Raw genomic sequence first — 14444 nt, 5'->3', positions numbered from 1 at the left:
TTTTTAATTCCTACTAAATCTTCAAATTTCGAAACATTAAGTGCGTATAAGAGTTGTGATGATGAGATGAGTGAACTTCTTCTCAATTAAGCTAAAGTGGGGGATGTCAGGTTGGTAACTGGCATCCCATTTTTTTTATTATACTGTTAATGTCAGATAAATGCAAACATTAAGCCTTTAGCACAGTTGATTAAATAAGATGTCTGAGCCACATCTGAAATTATGTAAAAGTGGGAGGATGTCAGTGAAGTAGCTGGCATCTTTTTTTACTTCTTCTTGTTTAACATAATCCGGTGCCCATTATTTTGTAACTGTTGAAATCTAATCTTTTCCAATTTCTTTCTTGTGGGTTTTCTTGCTGTATTAAAAAACTTACCAGTTTGGATAGTGTGGAGTTCTATCATCATCAGTTTAAACTCATTGAGGTCAGCTTTTATTAAATTAATTTGACCTTGTAGCAAATCTAATTTTTCTTCCATTACCTCTTTTTTTCCCTGTGTCCCCAATTGGATTTATCATCTTAAAACCAGAGTTCTATGCCTGTTTTCACTGCCCTTGAAAGAAATTATTTATACTTAAAACGGGGGCAAAATTGAAGCAAAAAGAGGGAAATCGATGTTTTTCAAAAAATGAAAAGTGCCCTCACAACGTTTAAATGCACTTTTATTTGAGAAAAATACTTGGTTTTCAAAGGTAATTTTTCAAGCAATAAGAAAACAACATTCCTAATCAATCGATTTAAAGCTGTAAACATCAACCTATGAAAGCGTTAATTATAAACTGCACTTTGAAACGAACTCCGGATTTTTCCAATACAGGAGCTTTGGCTGATAAAGCCGCTAAACAGTTGCAGGAGTTTGATTTTGAAACAGAGGTGATCCGCTTAAACGACTACAATGTATTAACAGGTAATTCATCAGATGAAGGCGACGGTGATCAGTGGCCTCAGATTCTTGAAAAGATCAAAGCATGTCACATCTTGATTATCGCTACACCGATCTGGATGGGACACCTGGCCTCAACCTCCCAAAAAGTTATTGAACGGCTAGATGCCATTTTTCGAGATGAAGACCTGAGCGATAAAGAGACCGGGCAGTTTATGCCATATGGCAAAGTAGCAGGTTGTCTAATTACTGGCAATGAAGATGGCGCTCACAGTTGTGCGGCACAAGTGCTATGGTCATTGCAGGAAGTTGGTTTTACCATTCCGCCTAATGTTTACGCCTATTGGGTGGGCAAAGCTGGTGGCGAGAAAGATTACGTGGAAGCCGGTGGCGAGCGTTACCTCTATACCAATAAGAGCCTCCGTTATATGACCGGGAACCTTGCCTTTATGGCCAAATTACTTGCTTCCAATCCATTTACTGCCAACCTGATTGAAGCAGGCAAAAAAGCTGAAGCAGAAAGCGACAAGGAGGATTAATAACATGGAAAAGAAGATCATAAAAAATGGCTCGAGGATCCTATTAGGCAGTGCATTGATACTCGCAGGCATCCGTCATCTAACATTCTCCGCAAAGAATTTCGTGCACAGGTATCCAATTGGGTACCGTTAAAAAAAAATGATGATACCGTTATTTACTCCGATTTTGCAGAGTTCAGCCTTGGTGCTGCTTTGATCGGAACGCCCAAGCAACATCGCGAAACAGTCGGGAAATTTGCTGCCGCTTTCTTTGCCGCATTATTTCCCGGAAATATCGCGCAATACCCCCGTCCCCGCAATGGTTTTGGTTTAGATACCGATCATACGCGTTTGATTCGACTGGCTTTCCAGCCGCTGCTGATCTATCGGGCATTAGAAAGCACGCAATCATAACAACATTTCTACCCTACTTATGAAAAACGAGCATCTTTAACATGAGCAGCCGGCAGATAGTTGCCCGCGGGATTAAAACCAACAGCGCGTCTGCTGACCTCTTAGGACAGGCATAAAAGATGCCTTAAAAACTGACACCAGTTTCTCGGCTATCATCAAGAGAATTAATGGATTAACTTTTGTTTAGGTGACGCTGTCGGACCTAGCCGAAAAAGAAGATGGCCTCATCTGCACACATTCCATCGACGCCGCTGCCAAAATCAGCAGTGTAAATCAGCCGTTCTAAATCCTAAGCCAAAAAAAACCTGGAGATGATTAACAAGCCTATTGCCTGGCTTAAACGATATGCCATTTATAGCCGTCCTTTCACCTTTTCTTTATTGACCACTATACTAATAAATTTCCGGTGTTATTCAGGCGACATTGGATTGCCGTTTTTACGCTATTAAAAATATTTTCAGCGGTTTGTGTTCGTTAAAAAGTGATTGTCAAATCGGAAACGGACTTTAATTCTTCTTATTAACAAGGAAATAACTCAAAACAAGGCCGCTTAATAAAGCTCCTGCAATATATTTCCGGTGAGCTTTCGGCTTACCCGGCAAACCAAAACCGCCATGTACCGACATCCCGTAATCAACGGTATTGAAAACATTGCCATCGGTCAGCTCAATTGGATCAGCAAATTTGAAATATCTGCGCATGACCAACCCTGTTATTTTCGTTGTAAGCTCCGGGAAGATGGCATGCGAAAATTTTAACAGTAGAGCAACACTGCCAACGTAGGTGTTTGAAGATGGATTTACAGCTACTTTCACCATTGCCTGGGCGAGACGCACAGGATCGTAGACCGGTGGCGCGGGTTTCAACACTTTACCAGTGTGATTACCAGCATGCTGAATTCCGGGTGTATCCAAAAACGCGGGATAAAGATCGCATAGATAAATATGAGGCCAGTCCGACAGTTCCGCTTTCAGCGCTTCTGACCAACCCCGCAAACCGAATTTCGCGGCCGTATATCCTGCGCCGTAGGGCACCGGTAAAAAACCGCCGATAGAAATATTATTAATTAGTATCCCTTTTTTCTGTGCCTTAAAAAAGGGTAAGACCGCGTGCGCGCCGTTCATGTATCCTAACAGGTTTGTCTTCATGACCTGCTCATGAACCGCCATTGGTGTCTTATCAAAATCACCCGCAGTTAATACCCCTGCGTTATTGATCCAAACGTCAATTACTCCCTGCCAGTCGTTCGCTGCGTTGGCAAGTGCGATCATCGCCTTGCTGTCGCTTGTATCAGTGGGTACGATCAACACTTCCGCGCCAAACTCCCGGCACTCGGCGGCGATGGATCGTAGTGCTTCTTCGTTTCTTGAAGCCAATACCAAAAAGGTTTCGTACTGCGCAAAAGCTAAAGCGGCTGCGCGTCCTGCTCCGCTTGATGCGCCGGTTATAACAATAGTTTTGCCAGCTAGTCTGTCTTTTTTATCTAACATTTCTGTATTGCTTTAAATCTTTCAGAGTAACCTCGGCCACATGTATAAGTTTTTAAATTTAAAAATTAGTTAAAAATATAAACTTCTATTTATTTAAAAATCATAAAACTATAATATGGCCGACCTGTTGTTTTTACACATCAATTATCCATTATGAAAGCAGCAGTATTTCACAAACCGGGCCAGATCACTTGTGATACGGTCGAAGACCCGCGCATCGAACTGGCCACCGATGTCATTTTAAAAGTTACGGCGACCGCCATCTGCGGATCTGATCTGCATATCCTCAGCGGCGCAGTACCACAAAAGGAACCCATGATCATGGGCCACGAGTTCATGGGCATTGTCGAGGAAGTAGGTAAGGAAGTCAAAAACCTGAAACGCGGTGACCGGGTGGTTGTGCCGTTTCCGATCGCCTGTGGACATTGCTTTTTTTGTACGCATGGTGCTTCACCTGCCTGTGAAAATTCCAACTATAAAAATTACGGACCGGAAGGAGACCTGGCGACTGGCAAGGGTGCTGCGCTGTTTGGCTATACCGACCTGTATGGCGGCTATTCCGGCGGACAGGCACAATACGTCCGGGTCCCCTACGGAGATATCAGTCCGCGCATCGTACCAGATAACCTGAGCGACGAACAGGTTTTATTTTTGACAGACATTTTCCCGACAGGCTGGTCTGCCATAGACTGGGCGCAGTTAAAAGGTGGTGAAGTGGTGGCCATTTTCGGTTCCGGCCCGGTAGGTTTAATGGCTCAAAAAGCTGCCTGGCTGAATGGTGCCGGTCGCGTGATCGCCATTGACCCGCTCAATTACCGTCTGGAAAAAGCCAAGGCAGTTAACAACGTAGACACCTTAAATCCGCATGAAGTGGATGTGGTGGAAGCTATCCGCTCGATGACCAATGGCAGAGGGGCCGATGTTTGCGTTGACGCTGTTGGTTTCGAACCGGAACGCAACTTCTTTGATAAAGTAAAAGCAACTGTGAATTTCGAGAAAGGCAGCATAAAAGTCTTGGAGATGGCTTTCAAAGCGGTACGCCGTATGGGAACGGTATCCATTATGGGTGTTTATGGTTCACCCTATGATAATTTTCCGCTGCACCGCCTGTTCGACAAAGGCATCACCTTGAAAATGGGCCAGGCGCCTGTGCTGAATTACATCGATCACCTGATTGACCTGGTCAAAGAGGAGAAGGTAAAATTAGACGATATCATCACCCATCGCTTCCCACTCAGCCAGGTGGAGCATGCCTACAAAATATTCGACGAAAAAGAAGAGGACTGCGTCAAGATCGTTCTGGATCCCCACGCATAAGGGAGTGTTATAGGTTCAATTGTATAAGATTATAATTTTACTTGATTAAAAAGCCTGAAAGGAAATCAATATGATCACGAAAGAAAAAACACCGAAGAAGCAAAATAAGCAGCCTGGCATTGAAGCAAAAATGAACCCTGCCCCGGAATACATTAAAGATAGCTACAAAGCTGCCGGAAAGTTAACAGGCAAAGTTGCCCTCGTAACGGGAGGCGATAGTGGCATTGGACGGGCGGTTAGCGTTCACTTCGCTGAGGAAGGCGCTGATATAGCGATTGTTTACCTGAATGAAGACGAAGATGCCGAAACTACGAGGAACCTGGTGGAGGCGGCCGGACGAAAATGCCAACTGATCAAAGGGGACGTTAAAAATGAGTCTTTCTGTAGAAAATCGGTAGAAAAAGTAATAATGGAATTCGGAAAGTTGAACATACTGGTCAATAATGCAGGCATGCAATTCCCGCAAAAGGATGTTAGAGCAATTGATAAGAAACAGTTGGAGACAACTTTCCAAACCAACATTTTTGCTTACTTCTATTTTGCAGAAGCAGCAGTTGGGCACATGCAGGCTGGCGATTGTATTATCAATACAACCTCGGTTACAGCTTACCGCTCATCGCCTTCATTGATTGATTACTCGTCAACGAAAGGAGCCATTACCACCTTTACCCGTTCCCTGGCTACCAACCTGACGGAAAAAGGAATCCGCGTTAACGCAGTTGCCCCCGGACCGGTTTGGACGCCGTTGATCGTATCCACATTTGATGAAGAAAAGATTAAAAGCTTCGGCGGTGAAACGGCTATGAAAAGAGCCGGGCAGCCCTCAGAACTGGGTCCCGCTTATGTATTCCTGGCGTCAGATGACGCCTCGTTTATCACCGGCCAGGTTATCCACGTAAACGGTGGCGAAGTAGTTAACGGTTAAAATTCAATAGCTATCTATAAAAACATACAACATGGAAAACACAGGAAAATGGGCACTGATCACCGGCGGAACAAGCGGTATCGGCAAAGAACTGGCAAAACTATTTGCACAGGACGGCTATAATTTACTCCTCGTAGCACGGGACAGGCAGGAACTTGACACTACAGCTTCTGAATTAAACGCTTCGGGGATACAGGTAAAAACAATCGCTAAAGATCTTTCGAGAATGGAAGAAGCGAAAGCACTTTGCGATGAAGTGAACACTCCGATTGATGTATTAGTCAATGATGCGGGGCAGGGTGTTTACGGATTATTTACGGACAATGAACTGGAACGCGAACTGGGAATCATCCACCTGAATATCTGTGCAACGGTCATCCTCAGCAAACATTTCTTGAAAGAAATGGTATCTCGCGGAGAAGGCAGAATCCTTAACCTGGGTTCAGTGGCCGGCAAGCTTCCGGGGCCCTGGCAAGCGGTTTATCATGCGACCAAAGCATTTGTGCTCTCATTTACTACAGCAGTTCGTGAGGAAGTCAAAGACAGTGGCGTAACCCTAACTGCACTCATGCCTGGCGCAACTGATACCGATTTCTTTAACAAGGCCGATATGCAGGATAGCAAGATTGTTCAGGACAAAGAGGCACTGGCCGATGCTGCAGATGTAGCTAAAGAAGGTTATGAAGCACTGATGGCGGGTAAGGACCGCGTGATTGCCGGCTTCAAAAACAAGCTGCAAGTCAATGCGGCCAACCTGATGCCCGACAGTACCGTAGCTCACCAGATGTACGAGCAACAAAAACCGGTAGAACAGGAACAACAACAGCAAAATAGCTAATATCATTATGGCAAAATATTCAGAAAAAGCACAGGACAAGGTCCACAAGGCTTTACACGAAGAAAAGGAAGGCACGCTAAAAAGCGGTAAAAGTGGGAAAAAAGTAACCAGCCGAAAACAGGCCATCGCGATCGGCTTGTCAGAAGCTCGCAAAGAAGGCGCTAAAGCACCTAAAAAGAAAGACTGATATGGAAGAGGATAAAAAAATGACACGTCGCCAGGTGGTGACGGGTTTAGGTGCGACCCTTGCTGCAGCGGCGGTATCGCCCGTATTGGCAGGAACAAAAACAACAAATCATACCAGCATGGAAGCAAAGATCAGCGACCCAACTACATTGCACCCTAAACCACCTTTCAGGAGCCAGCCCCAGCCCTGGCCGGGATTGCAAAGCAAGATGGACCCGGTGCCTGATTGTGGTGAAACAAGTTATAAAGGTTCAGGCCGTTTGCAGGGCCGAAAAGCACTGATCACGGGAGGCGATTCCGGTATGGGACGGGCCGCAGCCATTGCCTATGCCCGTGAGGGCGCGGACGTGGCTATTAACTATTATCCATCCGAAGAGCAGGATGCCCAGGAAGTAATTGCCCTCATCAAAAAAGAAGGTCGTAAAGCCATCACCATTCCCGGCGACCTGCGCAGCGAGGACTTCTGCAAGTCGTTGGTGCAAAAAGCCATCGCCGGGTTAGGTGGACTGGATATCATCGTGAATAACGCGGGTCGCCAGCAATCTATCAATTCAATCGTGGATGTTACTACGGAAGAGTTTGATTCCACGATGAAAACGAATATCTATGCACCGTTCTGGATTATCCGCGAAGCGCTGCCGCATTTGCCACCGGGCTCAGCAATCATCGGTACGACCTCTGAGCAGGCCTACGACCCATCGCCTGATCTGTATGCTTACGCACAAACAAAAGCCGCGACAATGAATTACGTGAAATCACTGGCCAAGCAATTAGGGCCTAAGGGTATCCGTGTGAATGGCGTGGCCCCGGGGCCTGTCTGGACAGCCCTGCAAATCAGCGGTGGAGCACAGCCTGAAAAACAACAGATGTTCGGGAGCTGGACGATGTTGGGCAGACCGGGGCAACCAGCTGAGTTAGCATCAATTTACGTGCAGCTGGCTGCGGCAGATGCCAGCTTTGCCAGCGGACAGGTTTATGGTTCATCAGGTGGGGTCGGACAACCTTAATTCGAAACACGATGAAAAAGATTATTATCATGTTAATTATGGGTTTGGGTGGTTTTGTAGCGAAGGCTCAAATTCCTCAACCCGATCCGGACACTACAACTAAACATTTTTTGATCGTGGCCAGTATCAAAAACCTGCAGGAGGTCAGCTCCGGTCAGCTTGCTGCTCAAAAAGCAAGCAGGCCTGACGTTAAATCGTTCGCCCAGATGATGGTAAAAGATCATGGTGAGGCAGAGCAAAAGCTGCTGCAACTGGCGAAAGGCAGGGGCATCACTCTGCCCCCTGCGGCTACGGGAGGCATACAGCCAGATTTGACCCTCAAGAATGCTGGCAGCACTTTTGATCAGTTGTATGTACATGGTATGGTGAGCGGACATCAAAACACGGTCGAGGTATTTCAGAACTATGCTGTGAATGGTAAAGACCCGGCGGTGAAGGCCTGGGCGCAGCAGATGCTGCCTACTCTAAAGCATCACTTAGAAGAGATCAAAACAATAAATAAACAACTTTAAAAAGTAAGATCATGGCAAAGCGAGAAAATGTAAACGATATTCCGCGGAAAAGCCAACTGGCAATTGCAGCGGGAATGAAGCCTTTACAGGTACCGATCCGGAAACAGAAAACGAGATAAAGTCTCAATATTGACGATGCCACCGGAGCACCGGCTGAAAACGTTGAATTAAAGCACCCAAACCCCATCTTCATAAAGGAGAAGATGTGGCCAGGTTTAAGCATCACGAAGAATAAAATCAAACTACGCTACTATGAAAGCAATAAGAATTCATGAATTTGGCAGCCCTGATGTATTAGAGTTGGATGACATCGACATACCTCAACACGCAGCGGATGAGGTACTGATTAAGGTATATGCAAGCGCCGTTAACCCGGTTGACCAGAAAATAGTTGCAGGTGAAGCGCAGGAGAAATTTCCGACTAAATTTCCGCTAACTATCGGTTGGGATGTTTCGGGCGTAATTGAACAAACCGGTGACCAGGTGCGCTATTTCAGTATTGGCGACGAAGTTTACGGAAGACCTTTCCCGACTACCAATGGCGCCTTTGCGGAGTATCTGGTTATTAAGGCTGATCAGATCGCGTTAAAACCCAGGAGTATCGATCATATCAATGCCGCCGCTGTTCCCCTGGCTGGTTTAACAGCCTGGCAGGGGTTATTTAAATTTGGCAAACTGGAAAAAGGCCAGCGTGTGCTGATCCATGCAGCATCCGGCGGTGTAGGAAGTTTTGCCGTACAATTTGCTAAATGGAAAGGCGCTTATGTAATCGGCACCGGTTCAGGGGAAAACCTCGGTTTCATTAAGCAATTAGGTGCGGATGAAGCCATCAACTATAAAGAAGAAAAATTCGAGGAGAAAGTGAGCGACATTGACCTGGTTTTTGATTTGATCGGGAAAGATACGCAGCAACGCTCTTTGCAGGTGATCAAGCCCGGCGGCCGGTTAATTACCACTATTATGCCGCAGTTTAAAGAGGAAGCCAAAGAAAAACACATCCAGCTGGAAGGCTTCACCGCGCAATCCTATCCTAAAGACCTAGAGCAGATCGCCCGTCTTATAGACCAGGGTATCGTTAGCCCGGTAGTATCCACTGTTCTTAACCTGGAAGATGCCGGTGAGGCCGAAATGTTAAGCGCTAAGGCAGTACGAGAGGAAAGATAGTAATCAAGGTTGTTTAATTGTACTCAACATAACTTCCGGCAATGCCGGAGTTATGTTTTAAATTCCAATTTTTAAACCGGCTTTATTGCAAGCAGCCTGTTTGCAGATTTGAATTACTCCCCCGTTGGAAGCTTGAGCAATTGTGCAGCGTTACGCCAACAAAGCTTTTCCATATCGTTATCGGATAAATGGAGATTATCTAAAAATTGCCTGCCGCTATCGTTTGTCGCAAAAGGATAATCAACCGAGAATAAGATCCGGTCTATTCCGAATGTCTCCAATGCGATTTGAAAGGGCGGTGTTGTAAAAATTCCGCTGGTTGTAATAAAAACCTGATCTTTTAAGGTTTGCGAAATACTGCGCTGATTAACGCCTGCCTCGCCGGGCTTGAACATGGTATCGCATCGCGCCATCATCATTGGAAGCATCTCACCCATATGCCCTATAATAAGTTTTAAATTGGGGTATTTATCAAATGTCCCGGAAATGATGAGCCGTAATACATGTATGGCGGTTTCTGAATGCCAGCCCCAGCCTGCAACCGAGAGGCGTTCACCGGACTCTTTTGGCAGGTCACTGTAGTAGGCTTTTACGACCTGTTCCGGGGGTAAGCCCGGATGCAGGTAAACAGGAACATCCAATTGCTGGGCCCTTTCCAAAATGGGAGCAAATTCCGGGGCGTCCAAAAATTTATTATCAGTCATGCCGTTAATCATCGCGCCGCAAAAATGATGTATTTTAACAGCCCGTTCCAGTCCGTTCGCAGCGGCGTTCGGCTCCGTTGTAGGCAAGTGCGCAAATGCAGCAAAGCGATCTGGATAACTACCTATTTTTTTTGCTAAAGTGTCATTGTATTCAAGAGCTATCCGGACCGCTGCATCGCCATGTAACAAGTTAGCACCTGGGCCCACTACAGATAATACCTGCGTTGAGATGCCTGCAGCATCCATAGCGGCCAAACGCTCGCCGGTAACATCAGCAAGCTGGTCGCTCAGATTAGCAACCGAACCGGACGAACGGTTACTAGGAGTTCCGGATTCCAAAATAACTTTTTTAGAAAGCTCAGGGAATACAACATGCTCTTCAAGGGCGATCGTGCGTATCATATTTTTTTTTATTATAAGTTAGCAGCTGTCAAAAGTTTTCAACCAAAAATCCGCAACGGTTGTTTTAAACTAAAAAAAAGAAATTATGCACTGGTATCCGGGAGATTATCCACCCGGTTATAAAAACCAGCCCAGATATTTGCGGAAAAAAACCATTGAAATTGCTAATGAGATTCTAAAAGACAGCAACGATAAAGGTATTGCAATTGCTCGGGGATTAAAACGGGCAAGGCAATATTTTGAAGACTATCCAGCAAAAAAACCCGATATGCTATCGATATAATTTCATTCGACAATTTTTACATACTACATGGGAAGTGAAAAGTGCGGTGTCTATTCATATGAAGGCTTTCATCGTTGATCTTTTTCAAAACCTCTGTTAGACCTTTCTTTTATGAATGTCACTATCAAATAACTTGCGGTGGCATAACAACATTAATTTCCTATTTGTACAATTGGAATCGATAAGAATTACTCTATTTTCCTTATGTAACATCATTGGCACGATATTAGACTTAGTTGTATTCTATCAAAAGAAAAACAGTATGGCAACTACAGAAAATGCAACAGGTGTATTGAACGACCTGATCGAGATTAATAATGACCGTGTAGCTGGTTTTGAAAAAGCTATCTCAGACATTAAAGATGAAAACATCGACCTGAAAGAATTATTCCAGGGCTACGCGGCACAAAGCCGTAAAAACGGCCAGGAACTGGCCGCTTTAGTAGGTTCAGCTGAAGATGTTGAAACCGGCAATAGCGTAAGTGGTACTTTGCATCGCGCCTGGATCGATGTCAAATCAATTTTCGGGGGTAGCGACCGTGCAAGTATATTATCTGAAGCTGAACGCGGTGAAGACGCAATTAAAAAAGCTTATCAGGATGCCTTAAGCAGTGGTGAGCTACCAACTGAAGCCGTTTCAACCGTCACTAACCAGGCTAATGAAATTCAAGCAGCCCATGACCAAATTAAAGCGTTGCGTGACGTTGCAAAATTGTAGATTTAGTGTACTCAAAAGAAGTCGCCCATTAAAAGGCGACTTTTTTTTCCTGTATCCTGCGATGCAAAAAAGTACTTTTTGCTTTTAACCTGAATCACCAACTTGAAAAACATCATACGAATAGCTATTCTTGGCGGCGGCCCGAGCGGACTTTTTATGTTTAAGAGGCTGGTTGAATCCGGCAATACAGCCATTACCGTCACAATTTTTGAGCGTAAAAACAAACTCGGTTCTGGTATGCCTTACAGTGCAGAAGGCGCTAATGATGAACATATTACCAATGTTTCCGGTAACGAAATACCGCCGCTGGTAACCCCTTTAGACCAATGGGTGAAAAAAGTTTCTAAAGACACGCTGGATAAATATCACATGGATGCCGCCAATTTTAATGAATTTAAGGTTCTACCGCGGCTTTTATTCGGACAATATCTTACGGCGCAATTTGATCTGTTACAGAAACAGGCCCGAGAAGCCGGTATAGCGTATAAAGTGCAGTATAATAGCACAATAACAGATATCATCGATCAGCCGGAAAAAGGCATCGTTGTCGTGGAGGTTGACGGGCTGGAGAGGTTCGACTTCGATCACGTAGTCATCTGTACCGGGCATAACTGGCCGCACAAGCATGAAGGCAAAATTCCCAACTATTTTGATTCGCCTTACCCACCATCCAAAATCGCTTTACAGCTTAATCATGCGGTGGCGATCAAGGGATCTTCGCTTACGGCGGTTGATGCGATCAGGACATTGTCCCGTTATAACGGCATTTTTGACAAAGATGCAAACGGACAGCTGATTTATAAACTATCTGCGAAAAGCCTCAGTTTTAAAATGGTGCTACACACCCGCAACGGGATGCTGCCCGCCGTCAGGTTTCACCTGGATAATTCCCACCTGGTGAACGACCGCCTGTTAACTAAAGAGGAGATTAAGGCGCACATCAAAAGCAATGGGGGTTTTCTGTCGTTAGATTATATATTCGAAAAGGACTTCAAACTACCCATCAAGTCGAAGGAACCTGCGTTTTACGAAAAAATTAAAGACATGCGGATGGAGGAGTTTGTTGCCACAATGATAGACCTCAGAGAGCGTGTTGATCCCTTTCAGTTATTAAAGGGGGAATATACTGAAGCAGAAAAATCTATTCAGCGGGAGAAATCTATTTATTGGAAAGAGATGCTGGGCGTATTAAGCTTTGCCTTAAATTACCCGGCTAAGCACTTGTCAGCGGAAGATATGCAAAGGCTGCAAACCACTTTAACACCACTTATCTCTATCGTGATTGCCTACATTCCGCAAAGTTCCAGCCAGGAACTACTGGCGCTACACCGCGCAGGTGTGCTTGAGCTGATTCCGGTTGGGGATGATAGTACGGTAGAACCACGAGAAAAAGGGGGCGCAATATATCGTTATGCCGATCCATCCGGAATTGAACAAGCCGTGTATTTCCAGACTTATGTTGATTGCGTTGGACAGCCCCATTTACCTTTTGAAGAATTTCCTTTTAAAAGCCTGATCAACGATCATACGATTAGTCCCGCAAAACTCAAATTCAAGAACCCTCAGGAGGGTATCAAAACGATGAACGAGGGAAAACCGGTGATAAAGGATGATAACGATGATTATTATCTCCAGGTTGCGGGTATTACCATCAATGATTATTTCCAGGTCGTTGACGCATACGGTGCATTTAACGACCGGATCTATATGATGGCAGTACCCTATATCGGTGGTTATAACCCGGATTATTCCGGTTTGGATTTCAGCGAAGAAGCATCTGGTATTATAATTGAACGACTACTGCCATGAAACTTTACTTATTACTGATAGGTGCCGAAATTCCGGGAAGAGTTGTCGAACAGCATGATTATTTCTTTGGCATTGCGGAAAGTCTTCCGGCGCTGATCCCTGATGTAAAAGCATTCTGGCCGGAGGCAGGTGCAAGTCTGCATATCGACGGCTGGCGGGAGGTTAGAAAGGTGGGTGATTATGCGGTGCGCGTGGTCGGCAAGAACGACCAGGATTACATCGCTAACCGTCAATTGTTTTTTTTAAATCTCGGTGGATATACTTCGGGTAAACTAGAAGAACAACACTACACGGTGCTGGCGGTCCAGGAAAATCGTTTAAAAGCAATACAGGCTGCCAAAAGCAGTTTATTCTTTAAAACCAATTCTTTAAAAGGTACAGCCACTGCACATATAGATGAGAAATATGGCGTAGATATAGATAGCGTACACCACATTGAAGATTTGCTATCTCCCGAACTGAAAGCGAGATACCGGATCGTATTTGATGAGGGGACCGGCTTGCCCGAAGATAAAATCCATTTAGGTTATTTCAAACTGGATAAAATCAAATGAGCCGTGAAGAAAAACTGTTGGAATGGGTGAAACATCGTCATGAAGGCCAGCTGATCAGGCGGACTGCGGAGCCTTATTTAAATCACCTGACTGCGGTGGCCGGTTTTGCGGCTATTATTTCCTTGGGTTATGAAATCGGTCTTTGCCATGATTTGTTGGAAGAAACCGGGGTAACAAAGCTGCAACTGCAAAACCAACTTAGAAGCGTTGGCTACGATGACCAGGAAACTTTATTGATCTCAGGTTGTGTTAGCGAATTGACTAATGTATTTACCAAAGAATCATTCCCGGACGTGGATAAAAAAACGCGCAAGAAACGCGAGGCAGCGCGCTTAACATATGTAAGTTCCGCCGCACAGACGGTAAAATATGCCGATCTGCTATATAATATCCAGTGGGTGCTGAAATACGATTTAAAGCACGCCAAAAAATACCTGCAAAAGAAAAAGTTTCTTGTCCTGAGCATGAACTGCGGAAACCAGGTTTTACATGAACGCGTTATCAAGACCATCGAAGATGCCCTCCGCATGCCAATTTTCAATTAGCCAAACTTTTCTACCCACGTTTTAGAAGATTTGCACTATCAGCTGCGCCCTATTTTAAAGTAATCAGCTATAAGTCAAATATAAATAAAGAAACTACACACCGCTTTAATGACCACTCTAAGGCATTACTAATCACAAATTTCTCTCCAAGCATAATTAAATTACTGGAAAAAT

The 14444-nt window shown here is 44.9% G+C and carries 16 protein-coding genes; 13 read left to right on the top strand and 3 right to left on the bottom strand.

Annotated elements, in window-relative coordinates; genetic code table 11:
* Positions 1 to 266 precede the first annotated feature (266 nt).
* The gene (locus tag QWZ01_RS24670) at positions 267 to 479 is read right to left on the bottom strand and encodes a hypothetical protein (RefSeq protein WP_290328206.1); all 213 of its coding nucleotides are present in this window, start codon (positions 477 to 479) and stop codon (positions 267 to 269) included.
* A gap of 281 nt (positions 480 to 760) precedes the next feature.
* Between QWZ01_RS24670 and QWZ01_RS24665 the strand changes: the two genes are divergently transcribed.
* Both QWZ01_RS24665 and QWZ01_RS26105 read left to right on the top strand, forming a co-directional pair.
* On the top strand, positions 761 to 1423 hold the full coding sequence (locus tag QWZ01_RS24665; RefSeq protein ID WP_290328204.1) for a flavodoxin family protein: 663 nt from the start codon (positions 761 to 763) through the stop codon (positions 1421 to 1423).
* A gap of 42 nt (positions 1424 to 1465) precedes the next feature.
* Entirely contained in the window at positions 1466 to 1816 is a 351-nt protein-coding gene (locus QWZ01_RS26105) for a DoxX-related protein (RefSeq protein WP_494337325.1), read from the top strand.
* 506 nt (positions 1817 to 2322) lie between these two features.
* Here QWZ01_RS26105 and QWZ01_RS24655 read toward each other — a convergent pair.
* Positions 2323 to 3306 carry an SDR family oxidoreductase gene (locus QWZ01_RS24655; protein ID WP_290328200.1) on the bottom strand — a complete coding sequence of 328 codons (984 nt, stop codon included), beginning with the start codon at positions 3304 to 3306 and terminating at the stop codon, positions 2323 to 2325.
* A 153-nt stretch (positions 3307 to 3459) separates the two neighbouring features.
* On the opposite strand from QWZ01_RS24655, the gene QWZ01_RS24650 reads away from it, so the two are divergent.
* The 7 genes from QWZ01_RS24650 to QWZ01_RS24620 all read left to right on the top strand — a co-directional run bounded on the left by QWZ01_RS24650 (position 3460) and on the right by QWZ01_RS24620 (position 9255).
* The gene (locus tag QWZ01_RS24650; RefSeq protein WP_290328198.1) at positions 3460 to 4623 is read left to right on the top strand and encodes a zinc-dependent alcohol dehydrogenase; all 1164 of its coding nucleotides are present in this window, start codon (positions 3460 to 3462) and stop codon (positions 4621 to 4623) included.
* Between the two features lie 70 nt (positions 4624 to 4693).
* The gene (locus tag QWZ01_RS24645; RefSeq protein ID WP_290328196.1) at positions 4694 to 5548 is read left to right on the top strand and encodes an SDR family oxidoreductase; all 855 of its coding nucleotides are present in this window, start codon (positions 4694 to 4696) and stop codon (positions 5546 to 5548) included.
* Positions 5549 to 5579: 31 nt separating this feature from the next.
* Positions 5580 to 6386 carry an SDR family NAD(P)-dependent oxidoreductase gene (locus tag QWZ01_RS24640; protein WP_290328194.1) on the top strand — a complete coding sequence of 269 codons (807 nt, stop codon included), beginning with the start codon at positions 5580 to 5582 and terminating at the stop codon, positions 6384 to 6386.
* Positions 6387 to 6393: 7 nt separating this feature from the next.
* Entirely contained in the window at positions 6394 to 6573 is a 180-nt protein-coding gene (locus QWZ01_RS24635; RefSeq protein WP_290328191.1) for a DUF6496 domain-containing protein, read from the top strand.
* A gap of 19 nt (positions 6574 to 6592) precedes the next feature.
* Positions 6593 to 7579: an SDR family oxidoreductase gene (locus QWZ01_RS24630; protein ID WP_290328189.1), complete on the top strand. Its 987-nt coding sequence runs from the start codon at positions 6593 to 6595 to the stop codon at positions 7577 to 7579.
* An 11-nt stretch (positions 7580 to 7590) separates the two neighbouring features.
* Positions 7591 to 8091, top strand: a complete 501-nt coding sequence (locus QWZ01_RS24625; RefSeq protein ID WP_290328187.1) for a DUF4142 domain-containing protein — start codon at positions 7591 to 7593, stop codon at positions 8089 to 8091.
* 252 nt (positions 8092 to 8343) lie between these two features.
* Complete coding sequence (locus QWZ01_RS24620; RefSeq protein WP_290328185.1) at positions 8344 to 9255, top strand: NADP-dependent oxidoreductase; 912 nt, start codon at positions 8344 to 8346, stop codon at positions 9253 to 9255.
* Positions 9256 to 9368: 113 nt separating this feature from the next.
* Here the strand turns inward: QWZ01_RS24620 and QWZ01_RS24615 are convergent, their stop codons facing one another.
* Positions 9369 to 10361 carry an amidohydrolase family protein gene (locus QWZ01_RS24615; protein ID WP_290328184.1) on the bottom strand — a complete coding sequence of 331 codons (993 nt, stop codon included), beginning with the start codon at positions 10359 to 10361 and terminating at the stop codon, positions 9369 to 9371.
* A gap of 545 nt (positions 10362 to 10906) precedes the next feature.
* On the opposite strand from QWZ01_RS24615, the gene QWZ01_RS24610 reads away from it, so the two are divergent.
* From QWZ01_RS24610 to QWZ01_RS24595, 4 genes are all read left to right on the top strand, one after another.
* Positions 10907 to 11362: a ferritin-like domain-containing protein gene (locus tag QWZ01_RS24610; RefSeq protein WP_290328182.1), complete on the top strand. Its 456-nt coding sequence runs from the start codon at positions 10907 to 10909 to the stop codon at positions 11360 to 11362.
* Positions 11363 to 11464: 102 nt separating this feature from the next.
* Positions 11465 to 13171: an FAD/NAD(P)-binding protein gene (locus tag QWZ01_RS24605; RefSeq protein WP_290328180.1), complete on the top strand. Its 1707-nt coding sequence runs from the start codon at positions 11465 to 11467 to the stop codon at positions 13169 to 13171.
* Positions 13168 to 13725 (top strand): DUF1543 domain-containing protein, encoded by a 558-nt coding sequence (locus QWZ01_RS24600; RefSeq protein ID WP_290328178.1) that lies wholly within the window; start codon positions 13168 to 13170, stop codon positions 13723 to 13725. Before QWZ01_RS24605 ends, QWZ01_RS24600 begins: the two co-directional genes overlap by 4 nt.
* The gene (locus tag QWZ01_RS24595; protein ID WP_290328177.1) at positions 13722 to 14270 is read left to right on the top strand and encodes a hypothetical protein; all 549 of its coding nucleotides are present in this window, start codon (positions 13722 to 13724) and stop codon (positions 14268 to 14270) included. The genes QWZ01_RS24600 and QWZ01_RS24595 overlap by 4 nt, the downstream gene beginning before the upstream one ends.
* Positions 14271 to 14444: the final 174 nt, after the last annotated feature.

Origin of the sequence: Mucilaginibacter aquaedulcis (assembly GCF_030409325.1) — a bacterium.
Lineage (GTDB): Bacteria > Bacteroidota > Bacteroidia > Sphingobacteriales > Sphingobacteriaceae > Mucilaginibacter > Mucilaginibacter aquaedulcis.
This window is presented reverse-complemented; position numbering and strand designations above follow the sequence as displayed.